The organism is Variovorax sp. GW458-11-26-14-LB1 (genome assembly GCF_059423965.1).
In genome coordinates, this window is record NZ_JBWKYW010000078.1 from 1 (window position 1) to 18,796 (window position 18,796).

19 protein-coding genes and 1 pseudogene are annotated in these 18,796 nt (G+C 71.7%); 9 read left to right on the forward strand and 11 right to left on the reverse strand.

Annotation, left to right across the window (positions count from 1 at the left end):
• From AC07YS_RS30505 to AC07YS_RS30515, 3 genes are all read left to right on the forward strand, one after another.
• Window positions 1-243, forward strand: a 243-nt coding sequence (locus tag AC07YS_RS30505; RefSeq protein WP_495270315.1) for an ABC transporter ATP-binding protein, incomplete at its 5' end; no start/stop codon positions are given.
• A 273-nt stretch (window positions 244-516) separates the two neighbouring features.
• The gene (locus tag AC07YS_RS30510; protein WP_495270314.1) at window positions 517-2,004 is read left to right on the forward strand and encodes an ABC transporter substrate-binding protein; all 1,488 of its coding nucleotides are present in this window, start codon (window positions 517-519) and stop codon (window positions 2,002-2,004) included.
• Between the two features lie 23 nt (window positions 2,005-2,027).
• Window positions 2,028-3,422 (forward strand): amidase, encoded by a 1,395-nt coding sequence (locus AC07YS_RS30515; RefSeq protein WP_495270316.1) that lies wholly within the window; start codon window positions 2,028-2,030, stop codon window positions 3,420-3,422.
• A gap of 9 nt (window positions 3,423-3,431) precedes the next feature.
• On the opposite strand, the gene AC07YS_RS30520 is transcribed toward AC07YS_RS30515, so the two are convergent.
• The gene (locus tag AC07YS_RS30520) at window positions 3,432-4,295 is read right to left on the reverse strand and encodes a LysR family transcriptional regulator (protein WP_495270313.1); all 864 of its coding nucleotides are present in this window, start codon (window positions 4,293-4,295) and stop codon (window positions 3,432-3,434) included.
• Between the two features lie 124 nt (window positions 4,296-4,419).
• Here AC07YS_RS30520 and AC07YS_RS30525 point away from each other — a divergent pair, with 124 nt between their 5' ends.
• The 3 genes from AC07YS_RS30525 (at window position 4,420) to AC07YS_RS30535 (ending at window position 7,940) form a co-directional block, all read left to right on the forward strand.
• A complete protein-coding gene (locus tag AC07YS_RS30525; protein WP_095949164.1) occupies window positions 4,420-4,818 on the forward strand; it encodes a tautomerase family protein in 399 nt (132 codons plus the stop codon).
• A gap of 50 nt (window positions 4,819-4,868) precedes the next feature.
• On the forward strand, window positions 4,869-6,230 hold the full coding sequence (locus AC07YS_RS30530; protein ID WP_495270312.1) for a tetratricopeptide repeat protein: 1,362 nt from the start codon (window positions 4,869-4,871) through the stop codon (window positions 6,228-6,230).
• Between the two features lie 117 nt (window positions 6,231-6,347).
• Window positions 6,348-7,940, forward strand: coding sequence for an N-acyl-D-amino-acid deacylase family protein (locus tag AC07YS_RS30535; protein ID WP_495270311.1), 1,593 nt, complete (start codon window positions 6,348-6,350; stop codon window positions 7,938-7,940).
• A gap of 9 nt (window positions 7,941-7,949) precedes the next feature.
• Here the strand turns inward: AC07YS_RS30535 and AC07YS_RS30540 are convergent, their stop codons facing one another.
• Window positions 7,950-8,645, reverse strand: coding sequence for a histidine phosphatase family protein (locus AC07YS_RS30540; protein WP_139706433.1), 696 nt, complete (start codon window positions 8,643-8,645; stop codon window positions 7,950-7,952).
• A 116-nt stretch (window positions 8,646-8,761) separates the two neighbouring features.
• Here AC07YS_RS30540 and AC07YS_RS30545 point away from each other — a divergent pair, with 116 nt between their 5' ends.
• Window positions 8,762-9,472 carry an alpha/beta fold hydrolase gene (locus tag AC07YS_RS30545; protein WP_174543705.1) on the forward strand — a complete coding sequence of 237 codons (711 nt, stop codon included), beginning with the start codon at window positions 8,762-8,764 and terminating at the stop codon, window positions 9,470-9,472.
• A 9-nt stretch (window positions 9,473-9,481) separates the two neighbouring features.
• Here AC07YS_RS30545 and pcp read toward each other — a convergent pair whose 3' ends face one another.
• The 7 genes from pcp to AC07YS_RS30580 form a co-directional block, all read right to left on the reverse strand.
• Window positions 9,482-10,153: a pyroglutamyl-peptidase I gene (gene pcp, locus AC07YS_RS30550; protein WP_495270297.1), complete on the reverse strand. Its 672-nt coding sequence runs from the start codon at window positions 10,151-10,153 to the stop codon at window positions 9,482-9,484.
• Window positions 10,154-10,158: 5 nt separating this feature from the next.
• Window positions 10,159-10,899, reverse strand: a complete 741-nt coding sequence (pxpA, locus tag AC07YS_RS30555; protein ID WP_070061982.1) for a 5-oxoprolinase subunit PxpA — start codon at window positions 10,897-10,899, stop codon at window positions 10,159-10,161.
• A 55-nt stretch (window positions 10,900-10,954) separates the two neighbouring features.
• Complete coding sequence (locus AC07YS_RS30560; protein WP_495270296.1) at window positions 10,955-11,953, reverse strand: 5-oxoprolinase subunit C family protein; 999 nt, start codon at window positions 11,951-11,953, stop codon at window positions 10,955-10,957.
• Entirely contained in the window at window positions 11,950-12,597 is a 648-nt protein-coding gene (gene pxpB, locus AC07YS_RS30565; RefSeq protein ID WP_070062022.1) for a 5-oxoprolinase subunit PxpB, read from the reverse strand. The genes AC07YS_RS30560 and pxpB overlap by 4 nt, the downstream gene beginning before the upstream one ends.
• Window positions 12,598-12,747: 150 nt before the next feature.
• Window positions 12,748-13,251, reverse strand: a complete 504-nt coding sequence (gene coaD / locus AC07YS_RS30570) for a pantetheine-phosphate adenylyltransferase (protein ID WP_062481439.1) — start codon at window positions 13,249-13,251, stop codon at window positions 12,748-12,750.
• 43 nt (window positions 13,252-13,294) lie between these two features.
• Window positions 13,295-13,957: an RsmD family RNA methyltransferase gene (locus AC07YS_RS30575; protein WP_495270295.1), complete on the reverse strand. Its 663-nt coding sequence runs from the start codon at window positions 13,955-13,957 to the stop codon at window positions 13,295-13,297.
• 36 nt (window positions 13,958-13,993) lie between these two features.
• Window positions 13,994-14,629 (reverse strand): LysE/ArgO family amino acid transporter, encoded by a 636-nt coding sequence (locus AC07YS_RS30580; RefSeq protein WP_070061979.1) that lies wholly within the window; start codon window positions 14,627-14,629, stop codon window positions 13,994-13,996.
• A 79-nt stretch (window positions 14,630-14,708) separates the two neighbouring features.
• On the opposite strand from AC07YS_RS30580, the gene AC07YS_RS30585 reads away from it, so the two are divergent.
• Entirely contained in the window at window positions 14,709-15,620 is a 912-nt protein-coding gene (locus AC07YS_RS30585) for a LysR family transcriptional regulator ArgP (protein WP_062481446.1), read from the forward strand.
• 15 nt (window positions 15,621-15,635) lie between these two features.
• On the opposite strand, the gene AC07YS_RS30590 is transcribed toward AC07YS_RS30585, so the two are convergent.
• Both AC07YS_RS30590 and AC07YS_RS30595 read right to left on the reverse strand, forming a co-directional pair.
• Window positions 15,636-17,000 carry a M16 family metallopeptidase gene (locus AC07YS_RS30590; protein ID WP_307589394.1) on the reverse strand — a complete coding sequence of 455 codons (1,365 nt, stop codon included), beginning with the start codon at window positions 16,998-17,000 and terminating at the stop codon, window positions 15,636-15,638.
• Between the two features lie 17 nt (window positions 17,001-17,017).
• Window positions 17,018-18,463 (reverse strand): M16 family metallopeptidase, encoded by a 1,446-nt coding sequence (locus tag AC07YS_RS30595; RefSeq protein ID WP_495273827.1) that lies wholly within the window; start codon window positions 18,461-18,463, stop codon window positions 17,018-17,020.
• Window positions 18,464-18,492: 29 nt separating this feature from the next.
• Between AC07YS_RS30595 and AC07YS_RS30600 the strand changes: the two are divergent.
• Window positions 18,493-18,796, forward strand: a pseudogene (locus AC07YS_RS30600) (signal recognition particle-docking protein FtsY); the annotation flags it as partial.

Below are 18,796 nucleotides of genomic sequence, written 5' to 3' on the forward strand. Positions count from 1 at the left end.
GCCCAGGTGCTCAACCTCATGCAGGACCTGCAGCAGCAGTTCGGCATCAGCTACCTGCTCATCAGCCACGACCTCGCCGTGGTCAACCACCTGTGCGACGAGGTGTGCGTGGTGTTCAAGGGCCAGATCGTGGAGCAGGGGCCGCCGGCCGAGCTGTTCCATCACGCGCAGCATCCGTACACCCGCACCCTGCTGTCGGCGGTGCTGCACACACCGCCCGGCGGCACGCTGCGCGCGGCCTGAACGCCGGGGCGCGGCCTCGGACACATCGGTCATGAGCATCTGGTGGCGCAAGCGGTGGGCTTCGCGCAAGATCGCTCGCCCATCCGGGAACGTCCCGAGGAAATACCGCCCGCGCCGGCGCGCACCGGAGGGCCTGCTGCGAGAGAATGATTCGCTGCACGTGGCATCTTTCGTGCTGTGTGTCTTTCTTTCGTGGCGCTGCGCTTCCCCCTGGGGCACGGTGCGCGCCGAAGCAGTCATTCGACACTGACCGTTTTCCGGAGATCACCCCGTATGTTGAACCGTCGCACCCTCCTTACCACCGCCGGCGCCACCGTCGCCCTGGCCACCCCGCTGGCCGGCATGGCGCAGGGCCGCAAGGACGCCATCGTGATCGGCATGGCCCTGGAGCCGCCGGGCCTGGACCCGACCACCGGCGCCGCCGCCGCCATCGCCGAGGTCGTGCAGTACAACATCCTGGAAACGCTGACCAAGATCAACGTCGACGGCAGCGTCACGCCGCTGCTGGCCGAGAGCTGGGAAATCTCGCCCGACCTGAAGACCTACACCTTCAAGCTGCGCAAGGGCGTCAAGTTCCAGAACGGGGAGCCCTTCAACGCCTCCACCGTCAAGTTCGCGTTCGACCGCGCCGGCGGCGAGAAGAGCACCAACAAGGACAAGCGCACCTTCGCCAACCTCGCCACGCAGGTGGTCGACGAGCACACGGTCGTGGTCATCAACAAGGAGATCGACCCCGACCTGCCCTTCGTGCTGGGCCAGGCCACGGCCGCCATCGTCGAGCCCAAGAGCGCCGAGGGCAACGCCACCAAGCCGATCGGCACCGGCCCCTACAAGCTGGACAACTGGGCCAAGGGTTCGTCGATCACGCTGAGCAAGTGGGAGGGCTTCCGCGCCCCCGCCGTCGCCAAGATCAACAAGGTCACTTTCCGCTTCATCTCGGACACCGCCGCGCAGGCCGCCGCCGTGCTCTCGGGCGACGTGGACGTGTTCACGCGCATCGGCACGCGCGCCGTGCCGCAGTTCCGCAACAACCCGCAGTTCCAGACCATCCTGGCCGGTTCGCGCGCCAAGACCATCCTCTCGATCAACAACAAGAAGAAGCCGCTCGACGACGTGCGCGTGCGCCGCGCCATCCTCGCGGCCATCGACCGCAAGGCCTTCATCGAGGGCGCGGCCGACGGCCTGGGCGTGCCGATCGGCAGCCACTATGTGCCGGGTGCCGCGGGCTACATCGACACCACGGGCATCAACCCCTTCGACATCGAGAAGGCCAAGAAGCTGCTGGCCGAAGCCGGCGTGAAGACCCCGCTCGAACTGCGCATGACCCTGCCCCCGCCGCCGTACGCGCGCCAGGGCGGCGAAGTCATCGTGGCGCAGCTCGCCAAGATCGGCATCACCGTGAAGATCCAGAACGTCGAGTGGGCGCAGTGGCTCAGCGGCACCTACGGCAACAAGGACTACGACCTGTCGATCATTTCGCACGTCGAGCCCTTCGACCTCGGCAACTACGCCAAGCCCGACTACTACTGGGGCTACCAGTCGAAGGCCTTCGACACGCTGTTCGACAAGATCAAGTCCACCGGCAACGCGGCCGAGCGCAACAAGCTGCTGGGCGAGGCGCAGAAGCTGCTGGCCACCGACGCGGCCAACGGCTTCCTCTACCAGCCGCAGTTCCCGACCGTGGCCAAGAAGAACGTCAAGGGCCTCTGGAAAGAGAACCCGATCTTCGTGAACGACCTGTCGGCCCTGTCGTGGGGATGAGCCCCGCAGTGCCTGACCCTTCCCTGCCTTTGTTGAGCGACCTGTCGGCGCAGGAGCTCTCTGCGGCCTACCGCGAGAAGCGCCTGTCGCCGGTCGAGGTGACGCGCGCCGTCATCGCGCGCATCGAGCACTGCGAGCCCCGGCTGCAGGCCACGTGGCTGTTCCGGCCCGAGGCCGCGCTGGAGCAGGCGCGTGCCTCGGAGCAGCGCTGGCAACGCGGCGACGCGCGCGGCCCGCTCGACGGCGTGCCGACCACCATCAAGGAAAACATCGCCACGCGCGGCGACCCGCTGCCCGCGGGCACGGCCGCCGTCGACCTCATGCCCGCCGCCGCCGACGCCCCGCCGGCCGCGCGGCTGAAGGAGGCCGGCGCCGTCATCGTCAGCAAGACCACCATGCCCGACTACGGCATGCTGTCGTCGGGGCTGTCGAGCTTTCACACGCTGGCGCGCAACCCCTGGGACCTGCGCCGCACGCCGGGCGGTTCCAGTGCCGGCGCCGGCGCGGCTGCCGCCGCAGGCTACGGCCCGCTGCACCTGGGCACCGACATCGGCGGCTCGCTGCGGCTGCCCGCCAGCTGGTGCGGCATCTTCACGCTCAAGCCCAGCCTGGGACGCATCCCGATCGATCCGCCCTACATGGGCCGCGCCGCCGGCCCCATGACGCGCACCGTCGGCGACGCCGCGCTCATGATGCAGGCGCTGGCCCGGCCCGACGCGCGCGACAGCATGAGCCTGCCCGCGCAGGACATCGACTGGGCCGCGTTCGACGTCGCGCCCGACCACCTGCGCGGCCTGCGCATCGGGCTGCTGCTGGACGCCGGCTGCGGCCTCGCAGTCGAACCCGAGATCCAGGCCGCGGTCGAGCTGGCGGCGCGCCTGTTCGAAAAGGCCGGCGCCACCGTCGAGCCCATGCAGCCCTTCATGTCGCAGGCCCTGCTCGACGGCATGGACCATTTGTGGCGCATGCGCTCGCTCGTGGACCTGAAGGCCCTGCGCCCCGACCAGCGCGCCAAGGTGCTGCCCTACATCCGCGAATGGGCCGAGAGCGCCGCCGAGTTCAGCGGCGAGCATGTGTTCCGCAGCTTCAGCCAGTTCCACGCGACGCGCGTCACCACGGTGAACGCCTGCGCCCGCTTCGACTACGTGATCTCGCCGGTGTCGCCCAACATGCCGGCGGCGGCCGAGGCGCCCTCGCCCACCAACGACCCGCTGCGGCCGCTGGAACACATCGGCTTCACCGTGCCGTTCAACATGTCGGAGCAGCCGGCGGCGTCGGTGAACTGCGGGTACTCGGCCGGCGGTTTGCCGATCGGGTTGCAGATCGCGGGACAACGCTTCGACGACCTCGGCGTGCTGCGCGTGGCGCGCGCGTTCGAGCAGATCCGGGAAGTGCAGCGGCCCTGGCCGCAGCTCTGAGCACGGCCTTCAGGCCAGCTGCAACGACAGCATCTCCCGCGCCCGCGTCACGAACGCGGTCTCGCCCCGCCGCGCAGGCAGCCACTGGAACGCCACGCGGGGCAGCGCCGGCAGCCCATGCGGCGTGGCCAGCCGCGTGATGCCCTCGCCGATCGCCGATTCGTTGAGGCAGGCCACGCCCAGGCCCGCGGCCAAGGCCGACTGCAGGCCCGCCACCCCCGACGCCACGTGCGCCAGCACGTAGGGCACGCGGCGGCGGCGCAGCAGGGACACGGTGAACTGGTGCAGCGAGCAGGTGTCGGGCAGCGCCAGCAGCCGCACCGGCTCACCGCGCACGAGGCGCAGGCCGGTCGCGCCGAGCCAGGCCAGCGATTCGCGCCGCAGCACGGCGCCGCTGCCCGCCGCGACTGCATTGGCTCCCGCGATGTTCATGGCCAGGCCCACGTCGAAATCGCCGTGCGCATAGGCGGTGCGCAGCGCGTCGCTCTTCAGGATGGTCACGTGCAGCCGCACCTGCGGATAGCGCTCGCCGAGCCGGCCCAGCAGGCGGGTGAGGTCGCCGGGGCGGAAGTAGTCGGTCACGGCCAGCCGCAGCTCGCCCTGCAGGGTTTCGCCGCGCAGGTCGCGAAAGGCCTCGTCGCTCAGCGCGAGGATGCGCCGCGCATGCCCCAGCAGCCGCAGGCCCGCCTCGGTGGGTGCCACGCCGGCCTTGCTGCGGGTCAGCAGCGACTGGCCGGCGCGCTCCTCGAGCTTGCGGATCTGCTCGCTCACCGACGACTGCGACAGGTACACGCGCGGCGCCGCGGCCGTGAGGCTGCCGGCGTCGGCCACCGCCACCAGGGTGCGCAACTGTTCGAGGTCGAAGCCTTGCATGGTGCCTGCCTATCCATTCGCTGATCCGATGGATTCCATCATATCTTCCCGCTTTTCCGATGGCGAGGCGACGCCCACAATCACCCCATCGACCACCCGTTCTTCACCCCCAAAGGAGTCCACCATGCCCCACATCGTCGTCCACCTCTCCGGCCAGCCTGACGCCGCCCTCACCCGCAAGACCGTCGACACGGTCGCCGAGCTCACACAGAGCGTGCTGGGCAAGGCGCTGCCGGTCATCGCCGTCACGGTGCAGTACATCGCCGCCGACAGCTGGTTCATCGGCGGCAAGTCGCTGGCCGAGCTCGGCAAGTCGGCCTTCCACCTGGACATCAGCGTGACCGACGAGACCAACACCAAGGCCGAGAAGGCGCGCTACCTGCGCGAGGTGCACGCGGCCATGGCGCGGCTGCGGCCCGACCTGCACGAGGTCTCATACGTCCACGTGATCGACGCGCGCGCCGCGGCCTACGGCTACGGCGGCCAGACGCAGGAGTACCGCCACCAGCAAGCGGGTGTCTAGGGCGTCTCACAGGGACTTGAAAGACGCCGGGGGCGTGGCACCATGCCGCCATGCCCTCCCACGGAACCCCGCACACCACCGACAGCCTCGGCAATCCGCTCACGCTCGACGACGCCGCCAGCCTCGCCTTGGTCGACGACTTCGTTATGGGCTTTCTCTCGACCGAGGCGCGCGCCGTGAACCTGCTGGCGCTGGCAGAACGCGATGCCGGCCCGATCGTGCAGGCCTATTGCGCGACGCTGCACCTGTTCGCCGAATCGCGCGAGGCCGCGGCCAACGCGCAGCCCTTCCTCGACAAGGCCCGCGCCGGTGCGGCGCGCGCCACGCCGCGCGAGCAGCGCTACATCGCCGCCGTCCAGGCCTGGGCCGACGGCGACATCGCGCACGCCATCGCGCTGCATGCCGAGCAGGCGCGCGAGCATCCGCGCGACCTGGTGTCGGTGAAGCTGGGCCAGTACCACTGCTTCAACACCGGCGACTGCCCCGGCATGCTGCGGCTCGCGCTCGCGGCGCTGCCGGCCGCGGCCGAGGTGCCGTACGTGCACGGCATGGCGGCCTTCGGCTACGAGCAGTGCCACCTGCTGCGCGAGGCCGAGGCCAGCGCGCGCCGTGCCATCGGCCTGTGCCGCAAGGAGCCCTGGGCGCACCATGCGCTGGCGCACGTGATGCTCACCGAAGGCCGGCTGGCCGAGGGGCTGGCGTTCATGCAGGGCGTGAGCGACACCTGGACCGGGCTCAACTCCTTCATGGTCACGCACAACTGGTGGCACGTGGCGCTGTTCCTCATCGACCTGGGCCGCGACGCCGAAGCGCTCGCGGTGTACGACGAGCACGCCTGGGGCGTGGTGAAGGACTATTCGCAGGACCAGATCGGCGCCGTGTCGCTGCTCGCGCGGCTCGAGCTGGCGGGCATCGACGTCGGTGCGCGCTGGGACGACGTGGCCGACCACCTGCGGCAGCGCCAGGCCGACCATGTGCTGCCCTTTCTCGACCTGCAGTACCTCTACGGCCTGGCGCGCGCCGGCCGGCCCGAAGCCGAAGTGCTGCTGCACAACATCGAGGCCTTCGCGCCCGTCGCACCGACGTCCACGCGCGCCGCGTGGCAGCGCGTGTGCGTGCCGGCCGCGCGCGGCCTCGTGGCCCATGCGCGCGGCGACGTGGCGGGCGCGGTCGAAGGCCTGGGCGTCGCGCTGCCGCGCATGATCGAGATCGGCGGCAGCCACGCGCAGCGCGACCTGTTCGAGCAGCTGTACCTCGACGCGCTGGTGCGCACCGGCACCGAGTCCGCGCTCGCGGGCGCGCAAGGCCTGCTGCAGCAGCAGCTCAACGGCCAGCCCGAATCGCTGCGGCTGCGGCGGCAGACCGACGCGGTCTACGCGCGGCTGGGACTCGGGCAGCTCACGGCGCGCTGAGCGGCGCGCGGCACCACCCATGCCTTCCGGTCATGGGGCGTGCCGCAAAAGGAATTAACGGCTGCGCGGGAGCGACTCCTAAACTGGCCGCTCCTCCCGCTCTCTTCCCGTTCGCCCATGCAGCGCTCCCTCGTCACGCTGGCCGTACTCGCGGCCCTCGCCTCGCCCTTCCACACCACCGCCGCTGAAGCCCCCGTCGCACTCGAGCTGCTGCTGCGCGGCGGCACGATCTACACGGGCGACAGCGACACGCCCGTGGTCGGCGACGTCGGCATCGCGGGCGACCGCATCGTGTTCGCGGGCCGCGCCATGCCGGCGCAGTTCAGCGCACGGCGCACCATCGACGCCACCGGCCTCGTGGTGGCGCCCGGCTTCATCGACGCCCACACGCACGCCGACGCCGACCTGCTCTCGAGCGACGCGCGCAAGCGCCTGAACATTCCCTTTCTCACGCAGGGCGTGACCACGGCCGTGATCGGCAACGACGGCTTCGGCGGCTACGACATCGCGGCGCAGACGCAGAAGCTGCGCGCCGTGCCGGTCGGCACCAACGTCGCGATGTACGCGGGCTTCGGGCCGCTGCGCATCAGCCAGCTCGGCGAGGCCAACCGCGCCCCCACGCCCGCGCAGATGGACACGATGAAGCAGCACCTGGCCCGCGCGATGTGCGACGGTGCGCTCGGGCTGTCGACGGGCCTGTTCTACCCGCCGCAGAATTTCTCGAAGACCGAGGAGGTCATCGAACTGGCGAAGGTGGCGGCCGCACACGGCGGCCTGTACGACAGCCACATCCGCGACGAGGCCATGTACAACGTGGGCCTCAAGGGCTCGATCGACGAGGTGATCCGCATCGGCCACGAGGCGAAGCTGCCGGTGCATGTGGCGCACATCAAGGCGCTGGGCGTGGCGGTGCAGGGCCAGAGCGGCGACATCATCCGGCGCATCGAGAAGGAGCGCGCCGCGGGCCTGGACATCACGGCCGACCACTACCCCTGGACCGCGTCGAGCACGCGCTTCTCGGCCGCGCTGCTGCCGCCCTGGGCCAACGAGGGCGGCCGCGCGGCCACGCTGCAGCGCTTCGACGACGCGGCGCAGCAGGAGCGCCTGCGCAAGGACATGCGCGAGAACCTGCGCCTGCGCGGCGGGCCCGAGGCCATCCTGTTCTCGGCCGGCAGCACCAAGTACGTGGGCAAGACGCTGGCCGACGTGGCCAAGGCGTCGAATGCCGACCCGGTCGACGCCGCCATCGCCGTGCTGCGCGACGGCGACCTGATGATCGCCTCGTTCAACATGAGCGACGACGACGTGCGCGCCTTCATGAAACGGCCCTGGGTCATGACCTCGTCCGATTCGTCGCTGGGCCATCCGCGCGCCTACGGCACCTTCGCGCGCAAGTACGACCAGTACGTGGTGAAGGAGCGCGCGATCTCGCTGGCGCAGTTCATCCGCAGCAGCACCTCGTTCACAGCCGACACGCTGGGCCTCGTGCAGCGCGGCCACCTGCGCCCCGGCTACCACGCCGACGTGGTGGTGTTCGATCCGAAGCGCTTTGCGGCCAAGGCCACCTACACGCAGCCGACGCTGCTGTCCGAGGGCGTGGTCACGGTGCTGGTGAACGGTCGCCTCGCGGTGGACGGCGGCCAGCCCACGGGCGTGGGCGCCGGCGTGCCGCTGCTGCGCACGCCGAAGCCGGGAAGCTGCCCGGCTTGATCCGGAAGATCAGTCCTTCTTGAGGTGCCGCCGCTGGTCGTAGGTCGGCTGCGGCGGCAGGTCGGCGAGGTGGCGCGTGTCGGCCCACTCGACGATCTCGATGGCGTCCGGCGCGGCCGGGTCGGCGATGCGGATGCGGTTGAAGCCCGCGTTCGGGATCTCGCTCTGGCGCGGGCCGCTGAGGCTCAGGCCGCGCGCGGTGCGCCACACCATGTCGAGCACGCCGCCGTGCGTGACGACGATCAGGCGCTGGCCGCGGTGCGCGGCGGCGACGGCGCCGAGCGCGCCGATCACGCGCGCATGGAACTCGCGCGCGCTCTCGCCCTGCGGCATGGCGTGGTCTTCGCGGAACTCCAGCCACTCTTCCCAGGCGCGCGGATGCTGGCTCTGGATCTCGTCGGCCCGCATGCCCTCGACCACGCCGAAGTGCTGCTCGCGCAGCGCCACCGAGGTGACGACCGGCAGCGCGAGCTGCTGCGCCGCGGGCGCCGCGGTCTGCTGGGCGCGCATGAGGTCGCTGCTGATGAGGTGCCGTGCCGTCTCGCCCGCCAGCCGCAGGCCGAGGCGGCGCGCCTGCTCGTGGCCGATGTCGTTGAGCGGGACGTCCGCGTGGCCCTGGAAGCGCAGCTCGCGGTTCCAGGCGGTTTCGCCGTGGCGGATCAGGATGAGGTCGGTGGGGGCGGAGTCGGGGGTGGTGGTGGACATTGCATGCATTGTCCCCCGAGTGCATGACACGGCGGCTTCGTGCCAACCCGTTGTTGCACGGTCGCCACCGCGTACGGGCCGTGCGCCGGGCGCGTCCGATCGCGCAAAATCGGCCCATGCCCCATCTTGTCCTGCTGCCCGGCCTTGCCTGCGACGAACGCCTCTGGGAGGCCCAGTTGCCCGCACTTCCCGCCGCCTTCGGCGCCCGCGTGAGCGACGTCCAGACGCGCCACGACACCATCGAAGGCATGGCCAGCGCCGTGCTGCGCGAGCACGACGGCCCGCTGGTGCTGTGCGGCGCCTCAATGGGCGGCATGGTCGCGATGGAGGCGGCGCGCCAGGCGCCCGAGCGCATCGCCGGGTTGATGCTGCTGGGCACCAGCGCGCGGCCCGAGACGCCCGACATGTTCGCGCTGCGCGAAGGCGCCATCGAATGGTTCGAGCGCGGCGAGGTGCGCGAGATCATCGAGCCCAATGTCGCCTTCGCCTTCCATCCCGCGCAGGCCGCCAACCCGGCGCTGGTGCAGCGCTACCTGGACATCGTGCTCGGCGCCGGCGCGGCCCAGCTCATCCGCCAGAACCACGCCGTGATGCGCCGCCCCGACGCACGCACGCACCTGGCCCTGCTGCGCGCGCCGGTGCTGCTGATGTGCGGCGACGACGACCGCCTCGCGCCGCCCGAATGCACCCGCGAGATGGCGGCGCTGCTGCCGCGCGCCGAGGTGGTGTGGGTGCCGCAGTGCGGCCACATGCTGACGATGGAAAAACCCGCCTTCGTCAACACGGCGCTCAACGCCTGGCTGGGCAAGCACTTCCCCAGCGCTTGAGAACCCCGGTCAGTGCAGCTGGCCGCCGGTTTCCGCGACGTCCTGCTTCACCGCCAGCGCGGTCTTCACGGTGATGCGCAGCGCATCGACCAGCGTCTCGAGCGCCATGCTCGGCGCGCCCGGAAAACGCGCCGCCTGCGCGGGCAGGTAGGGAATGTGGATGAAGCCGCCGCGCACGCCCTTCGCCGCCGCGTGCGTCGCGATGCGATGCATCAGCCCGTAGAAGAGGTGGTTGCACACGAAGGTGCCTGCGCTGTTCGACACCGAGGCCGGCACGCCGCCCGCGCGCAGTTCGCGCACGATGGCCTTCACCGGCAGGCTCGAGAAGTAGGCCGCCGGCGCCCCGGGCACCACGGGCACGTCGATCGGCTGGCGGCCGAGGTTGTCGGGCACGCGGGCGTCGTCGACGTTGATCGCGATGCGCTCCGGCGTGAACTCGGCGCGGCCACCGGCCTGGCCGATGCAGATCACCAGCGTCGGCTGGAGCTCGTCCATCGCGCGGTCGAGCGCGGCGAGCGCCTCGCCGAAGACACAGGGCACGAGGCGCGCATGCACGGTGGCGCGGCCGCACTGCCAGCCGTCGAGCGTGCGCACCGCTTCCCACGACGGGTTGAGCAGCTCCTGCTCGAAGGGCTCGAAGCCCGTCAGCAGGACCGTGGGAGAAGCGCGCTTCGTCGGCATCCTGTTCAGGCCATCGCGCGAACGTCGATGCCTTCCTGCTGCAGCCGCTCGCGGATGCGCCGCGCGAAGGCCAGCGCATGCGCGCCGTCGCCGTGCAGGCACACGCTCTGGGCGTTGACGGGCACGGTGCTGCCGTCGATGGCGACCACGCGGTGGTCGCGCACCAGCGACAGGGTTTGCGCCAGCGACTGCTCTTCGCTCTCGATGAGCGCGCCGGGCTGGCTGCGCGGCACGAGGCTGCCGTCGGGCATGTAGCCGCGGTCGGCGAACACCTCTTCCACAGGCTGCAGGCCGGCACGGCGGGCCGCGTCGATCATGTTGCTGCCGGCCAGGCCGAAGAACTTGAGCGAAGGGTCGAAGCGGCGCACCGCCTCGCACAGCGCCTCGGCGAGTTCGGGCTCTTTCACCGCCTGGTTGTAGAGCTGGCCGTGCGGCTTCACGTGCGCGAGCCGGCCGCCCTCGGCCTTGACGATCGCGGCCAGCGCGCCGACCTGGTAGAGCACGTTCGCCACGATCTCCTCGGGCGGCAGGTGCATGGTGCTGCGGCCGAAGTTCTCGCGGTCGGGAAAGCTCGGGTGCGCGCCGATCGCCACGCCGTGGGCCATGGCCCAGCGCACGCACTGCTGCATGGTCCTGGCGTCGCCCGCGTGCCAGCCGCAGGCGATGTTGGCGGAACTCACGAGGCCGAGCAGCGCTTCGTCGCTGCCGGCGCCTTCGCCGAGGTCGGCGTTCAGGTCGATCTGCATGGGGTGTTCTCCGTCTCGGGGGCAGGTGCGGGAGCCACCTGCTTCAGCCAACAGTCTAGGCCGCGCCGGGCCAGCCCGCCGCGGCGAGCCCCTGCGCCACCTGCGCCAGGTAGCGCTGCTGCCCGGCCCAGGCCGCGAGCGCGTGCGACAGGTCGGTGCGCACCAGCCGCAGCCGGCCGCCCAGCGGCGCCTGCGCGAGCTTCCACAAGTCGGCGCGGATCACCACGCCGATGCGCGGGTAGCCGCCGGTGGTCTGCGCGTCGCCCATGAGGATGATCGGCTGGCCCGAAGGCGGCACCTGGATCGTGCCGGGGATCACGCCCGACGAGAGCATGTCGCCGCCCGCCTTGCGCTGCAGCTCGGCGCCGGCGAGCCGGCTGCCCATGCGGTTGCTTTGCGGCGTGATGCGCCAGCGCTCGTTCCACAGCAGCGCCTGCGCGTCGGGCGTGAACAGGTCGAACTCGGGGCCGGGCAGCACGCGCAGCGCGAGCGCGCCGTCGGGCTCGGCCGTGCCCCAGTCGGGCGCGCGCAGGCCGAAGGGACGGCGCGCGCTCTGGTCGGCACCGAGGCGCGAAGCGCCCAGCGCGAGCCGGTCGCCCTTGCGCAGCGCGCGGCCCTCGTGACCGCCGAAGCCGGCCTTGAGGTCGGTGCTGCGCGAGCCGAGCACGGGCGCCACGTCGATGCCACCGGCCACCGCGAGCCAGCTGCGCAGGCCGGCCTTCGGCGCGCCGGGCGCGTTGGCGCCGGCCAGGCGCAAGGTCTGGCCGGCACGCACCGGCACGCTCCAGCAGGGCCACAGCGGCACGCCGTCGAGCGTGGCGCCGAAGTCGTCGCCGGTGAGCGCGATGCGGGTGTCGACTTCGAACTGCAGCTCGCAGCCGCCCATGGTGAATTCGATGCCCGCCGCCGCGTCGGCGTTGCCGGCCAGCCGGTTCGCCAGCGTGAGCGCGAGCATGTCGAGCGCACCGCCCGGGCAGATGCCGAGCTGGCGCAGGCCGGGCCGTCCGAGGTCCTGCACCGAGGCATGCACGCCGGGTTTGCGCACGAGGATCATGTCTGCAGGCTTTCGACGACGAAGCGCACGCGGTCGCCCGGACGCAGCAAGGTGGGCGACTCGGCCGACGGGTCGAACAGCTCGAGCGGCGTGCGCCCGATGAGCTGCCAGCCGCCCGGCGACACCAGCGGATAGATGCCCGTCTGCTCGCCGCCGATGCCGACCGAGCGCGCCGGCACGGCGGTGCGCGGTTCGGCGCGGCGCGGTGTCGCGAGTTCGGGCGCCAGCCCGCCCATGAAGGCGAAGCCCGGCAGGAAGCCGAGCAGGTAGACCACGTAGTCGCCGCCGCTGTGGCGTCGCACCACCTCGGCCGCCGACAGCCCGGTGTGGGCCGCCACGTCGGCCAGGTCGGGACCGTGCTCGCCGCCGTAGGCCACGGGAATCTCGATGCGCCGACCCTCGGCGGCATGGGCCGCGAGCCCCGGCCAGGCCTGGAGCACGCGCGCCGCGAGTTCCTCGAACGCCACGGCGGTCGGGTCGAAGGTCAGCGTGAGGTTGTTCATGCCCGGCAGCGCTTCGCCGACGCCGGGCCAGGCCAGCACCTCGGCGGCCAGCGCCCAGATGCGCTGCTGCTGCGCCAGCGTGGCGGGCGCGGGCAGGTCGCACACCAGCGCCGCATCGCCCAGCGGATGCAGGCGGGGCAAGGGGGTGTTGTTCACCTCACGACACTCGCTGCGGCGAGCCGCAAGTCTCTTCGCGGAACACCGCGGAACCGGCTTTGCCGGGCCGCTGGTGTTGCCCCCGGCGAGGGGGTTGGCGAAGCGACACGAAGTGCGCGAAGACTGGGGGAGTGCCTATTCACGGCCGAGGCTGCGAACCTTGGCCGTGAGCTGCTGCTCGACGTTCGGCGAGACGAACTTGTTGACCTCGCCGCCGAGCATGGCGATCTCGCGCACGAAGGTGCTGGAGATGAACTGGTACTTGTCGCTCGGGGTCAGGAAGACGGTCTCGACGTCGGGCATCAGCGAACGGTTCATGCCGGCGAGCTGGAACTCGTAGTCGAAGTCGGTCACGGCGCGCAGGCCGCGCACCATGGCCTTGCCGCCGCGCGCGACGACAAAGTCGCGCAGCAGGCCCGAGAAGCTCTCGACCGTCACCTGGTCGCTGTAGGGCTTCACGGCCTCGCGGGCCATGTCCATGCGCTCGGAGAGCGTGAACAGCGCCTTCTTGTGGTGGCCCGCCGCGACGGCGACGATCACCTTGGAGAAGAGTTGGGTTGCACGCCGCACCACGTCCTCGTGACCGAGGGTGATGGGGTCGAAAGTGCCGGGATAAACCGCGATCACGTTGCTGGCCATGGTTGCTTCTTCCTCATGCTGCCGGTGCGGCTTGTCCGGCGGATTATGCAGGCACGGACACGGCGCGGCGCAGCAGATGGGCATGCACGGCGCCGGCCTTCAGGTAGCGGAATTCGGCCAGGCCCAGCGCGGCGAGCTCCTCGGTGGCCCAGCGACGCGGCGCCTCGAGGTAGATCGCGCCGTCGGCGTGCAGCGCGCGCGCGGCGGCGCGCAGGGCCGGCTCGTACAGCGCGAGGTTGTCGAAGGGCGGATCGAGAAACACCGCCTGCAGGCTGCCCGCCGCCGCGCGTTCGAGCGCGGTGACGCCGTTGCCGCGCTCCACGCGCACGGCCTCGGCCGAGAGCTTGGCCTTGGCGGCCTGCAGCTGGGCGACCAGCGCGGCGTCCTGCTCGCACAGCAGCACGTGGGCCGCACCGCGAGAGGCGGCTTCGAGGCCGAGCGCGCCGGTGCCCGCGAAGGCGTCGATGCAGTGCCAGCCCGGCAGCGCACCGCCGCCCACGCCAGCCAGGCTCGCGAGCCAGTTGAACAGCGTTTCGCGCACGCGGTCGGGCGTGGGGCGCAGGCCGGGCTTGTCGGCCACGGCCAGGCGGGTGCGCTTCCATTCGCCGCCGATGATGCGGACTTCGCTGGGCCGCGACGGGCGCTTGGCGGCGGGGGCGCGCGAGACGGGCGCGGCGGCGTTCTTCTTCGGGGGCTTCTGGGGCATGCGGCGAGCTTAACGCCGCGGTTGGCCCCCCTTCACTCAGTAGCCCATGAACGCGCGACGCGCCAGCAGCACCGCCAGCACGAGCATCGTGCCGCCGATGAGCGCATCGAGCATCTGCCAGGCGCGCGGCCGTGCGAACACCGGCGCCAGCAGCCGCGCGCCGAAGCCCAGCGCGGTGAACCACAGCACGCTGGCCAGCGTCGACCCGACCACGAACCAGGCCTTGAGCAGGCCCGGGTACTGCGCCCCGGCCGTGCCCACGAGCAGCACGGTGTCCAGGTAGACGTGCGGGTTCAGCAGCGTGAAGCCGGCGGCCTGCGCGACCACCGCGGCGCGCGAGCGCGAGGCGCCCTGCGACACCGTCTGCAACGCGCCCGGCTGGCGCGAGCGCCACAGCGCGCGCAGGCCGTAGCCGCAGAGAAAGGCCGCGCCGAAGCCCGCGAGCAGCGTCGCCAGCATCGGCCGCCCCTTCAGTGCCTGCGCCATGCCGGCCACGCCGGCGGCGACCAGCACCGCGTCGCAGACGGCGCAGAACAGCACCACCGCGCTCACGTGCTCGCGGCGCAAGCCCTGGCGCAGCACGTAGGCGTTCTGGGCGCCGATGGCGACGATGAGCACCAGGCTCATGAAGAGCCCGTTGAGGAAAGCGGTGGAGGCGTGAACGGCGGTCATGGTCCGAGCTTGCCGTCCGCAGTGGATTCAATCAAACTAAACTTTCTAACGCCGATTCAGTTTTACTTCATTCACGACCATGCTCGACTACGCCGCCCTGCACGCCCTTGCCGCCGTGGTGCGCGAAGGCAGTTTCGAGCGCGCTGCCCGCGCGCTGCACGTCACGCCCTCGGCGGTGTCGCAGCGCGTGAAGCTGCTCGAGGAACGCACGGGCGGCGCGCTGCTGGTGCGCGGCCAGCCCTGCGTGGCGACCGAGGCCGGCCTGCAGCTGTGCCGGCACGTCGAGCGCGTGGGCATGCTGGAGCACGAGCTGCGCGAGGCCCTGCCCGCGCTGGGCATGGGCAGCGGCGAGGCGCACGAGCGGGTCACGGTGCGGGTGGCGGTCAACGCCGACAGCCTCGCGACCTGGTTCATGGCGGGCGCCGCCGCCTTCGCCGCGCAGGCGCCCGACGCCCTGCTCGACCTCACGGCCGACGACCAGGACCACACGGCCGAGCGGCTGCGCAGCGGCGCCGTGCTGGCGGCCGTGACCGCGCTGGCCCAGCCGGTCACGGGCTGCAACAGCGAAGCGCTGGGCACGGTGCACTACGTGGCAGCCGCGAGCCCCGGTTTCGTGGAACGCCATTTCGCCAAGGGCGTGGGCGCGCGCACGCTGGCCGCCGCGCCGAACCTGGTGTTCGACCGCAAGGACCGGCTGCAGGCGCGCTGGGTGCGCCGCATCTGCCACCGCAACGTGGAGACGCCGCGCCACTGGGTGCCCTCGCCCGCCGCCTTCGTGGAGGCGGCCTGCCGCGGCATCGGCTGGGGCATGCACCCGACCAGCATGGTGGCCGATGCGCTGCGCGACGGCACGCTGGTGGAACTGGTGCCCGGCGCGACGCTGCCGGTGCCGCTGTACTGGCAGCACGCCCGCGCGGCGCCGCGCCTGCTGGCGCAGCTCGGCGCCGCGGTGCGCGAGGCCGCGCGCAGCGGGCCGCACGCGCTGGCCTGAGCTTTTCTTTTCTTCTTACTGCGCCGCGGCGGCCTGCTTGCCGCCCACCACCACCGTCACCATGCGCTGCGGCTGCAGCTTGCGGGCGAACGCGGCCTGGATGTCGGCGGCCGTGACCGCGTTCATGCGCGCGGTCCAGGTGTCGAGGTAGTCCAGCGGCAGGCCGTACCAGGCGATGTTGGCGACGTTGCCGATCAGCTTGCGGTTGCTGTCCAGCAGCAGCGGGAAGCCGCCGATCAGGTTGTCCTTGGCGGCCTTCAGCTCCTTCTCGGTCGGGCCTTCGGCCACGAACTTCGCGAGCACGTCGCGCGAGACCTTCGTCGCCGCCTCGGCCTGGTCGGGCCGGGTCTGGAAGCCAATGCGGAAGGCGCCCGCGTCGAGCCCCGGCGCAAAGCCGCTGTACACGCTGTAGGCCAGGCCGCGCTTCTCGCGCACCTCTTCGGTCAGCCGCGAGACAAAGCCGCCGCCGCCGAGCACGTAGTTGCCGAGCGTGAGCGCGAAGTGGTCCGGGTCCTGCCGCGGGTAGCCGGGCTGGCCGATGAAGACATGGGCCTGCGCCGAGTCGAACGCAATGCGCTCGTCCTTCGGCGCCGTGAGCGCCACCACCGGCGCGATGGCCGGCAGCGGTGCGCAGGCGGCGGGGCTGGGCAGGCGCGACAGCAGCGTGGTCGCGAGCGCCTCGGCCTCGGCGCGCGTGACCGCGCCCACGATGCTGAGCTTGGCGCGGCACGGCAGGATCAGCTGCTCGTAGCGCTGGCGCATGGCGGCGGTGTCGATGCGCGCCAGCGTGGCTTCGGTCACTTCCTGGCCGTAGGGATGCGTGCCGTACACGGCCTGCGCGAAGGCGCGGCCGACGACGGTGGCGGGCTTGGTGTTGGCTTCCTTGATGGCGGCGTTGATGCGCTCGCGCTCGCGCGGCCAGATGTCGTCGGGGAACGAGGGCTCGCCGATCTCGCGCGCGGCCAGGGCCACGGCCTTGGTCAGCAGCGCCGGGTCGGACAGCGTGCGCAGCGTGTAGCTGGTGCGGTCGGTGCCGGCGCTCACGTCGAAGCTGGCGCCCAGGTCGGCCCAAGCCTCGCCCAGCGCATTCTGGTCGAGCGCGGGCTCGCCGTTGCGCCCGGCGCGCACGCCCTTCTCGACCATGGCGGCACTGGTGCTGGCCAGCCCGGCCTGCGCGGCCGGATCGCGCCGGCTGCCGGCGTCGAAGTCGATCTGCACGTCGACGATCGGCAATGCGTTGGTCGACACCAGGTACACCTTGGCGCCGTTGGCCAGCGTCCAGTGCTGGATGGGCAGCGCGGCCTGCGCGCTGCCCATGCCGAACAGCGCGGTGATGCCCGCCAGGAGGGCGGTGCTTGCAATCTTGTGGAGGTTCTTCATGAGGGAATCCGGTGCTTTCAGCGCATCTCGCCAGCAGGGGCGGCGAAGCCGCGGCCGCGCTTGGGTTCGGGCGGCAGGGGCCGCAGCGTGGCGACCGTGAGCTGGTCGTCGCCGAAATACTTGGCGGCCACGGCCTGTACCTGCGCCGCCGTCACGGCCTGCAGCCGGGCGACGATGCGCTCGCTGGCGTCCAGCGGCAGGCCCTGGATCCAGTTGCTGCCGAGTTCGCGTGCCTGCGCCATCACCGAATCGCGCTTGTAGGTCTCGCTCGCCACCCACTGCGTCTTGACGCGAGCCAGCTCGGCCTCGCCGACGCCCTCTTTCGCCACGCGCGCCACCTGGGCGCGCAGCGCGGCCTCGACCGTCTCGGCGGTCTTGCCGGCGGCCGGCACGCCGTCGAGCATGAACAACTGCGGACCGCGGCCGATGAAGCCCGCGTACGCGCCGGCCGAATCGGCCACGCGGCCGGGGCCCTGCGTGAGGGCGCGGTCGAGCCGCGCGCCGGCGTAGCCGTCGAGCACGGCCGAGAGCACCACCAGCGCCCAGGCGTCGCTGTTGGCGTCGTCGATGTTCGTGAGCTGCGGCACGCGGAAGGCGAGCGACACGTACGCCTGCTCGGCCGGGGCCTTGAATTCGAGGCGGCGGATGCCGCGCTGCGTGGGCTCGGTGCGCGGCTTGCGCTCCGGCACGGCGCGTGCGGGGATGCTGCCGTAGTACTTCTCTGCCAGCGCGCGCACGCGCGCCACGTCGACGTCGCCGGCCACCACGAGCACGGCGTTGGCCGGCACGTACCAGCGCTGGAAGAAGGCGCGCGCATCGGCGGGCGTCATCGATTCGAGGTCGCTCATCCAGCCCACCACCGGTCGGCGGTACGGCGACGCGGTGAAGACGGCCGCGCTCTGCTGCTCGCCGAGCAGGGCGCGCGGCTGGTCGTCGGTGCGCAGGCGGCGCTCTTCCTTGACCACCTCGATCTCGCGCTTGAACTCGTCGTCGGGCCACTGGTTGTTGGCGAAGCGGTCCGATTCGAGCTTCATCACCTGTTCGAGGCTGCCGACCGGGATCTGCTGGTAGTAGCCGGTGGCGTCGCGCATGGTGAAGGCGTTTTCCTGGCCGCCCAGCGCCGCCACGCGGCGCGAGAACTCGCCGGCCGGCACGCTCTTCGTGCCCTTGAACAGCATGTGCTCCAGCACGTGCGCCACGCCCGTGGTGCCGTCGACCTCGTCCATGGAGCCGACCCGCACCCAGACCATCTGCACCGCCGTCGGCGAGCGCCGGTCGGTCTGCACGATCACGGTCATGCCGTTGGCGAGGGTGAATTGCTGGGGGCCCGGGGCCGCGGCGGCAGGGGTCGACGCGGCGGGAGCGGGGGTGGACTGGGCCTGCGCGGGCACGGTCCACAGCGCCGAAAGCGCCAGGGCCAGCACCGCACCAGACGCAGCGCGGCGTGGCGAGAGGTGTTTCATAGAATGGGTCGGATTGTAAAAAGCTCCCGATGTTCAGTTTCTTCAAGAAAAAACCACCTGCCGATGCCCCGGTGACACCGGCCCCGCCGCCGACCGCCGAACCCGCGCCCGCCCCGGCCGCGGAACCCGCACCGGCACGCTCGGTGTTCTCGCCGTCGAGCTGGTTCGGGTCGAAGCCGGCAGCGGAAGCGCCTGCTCCCTCACCTGCACCCGCACCTGCGCCGGCCCCCGAGCCGGCACCGGCCGCGCCCGTGGTGGCGCCGGCGCCCGCGCCAGCTCCGGTCGCTGCACCAGCGCCGATCCCTGCGCCAGCGCCCGCGCCCGCCCCCGCCC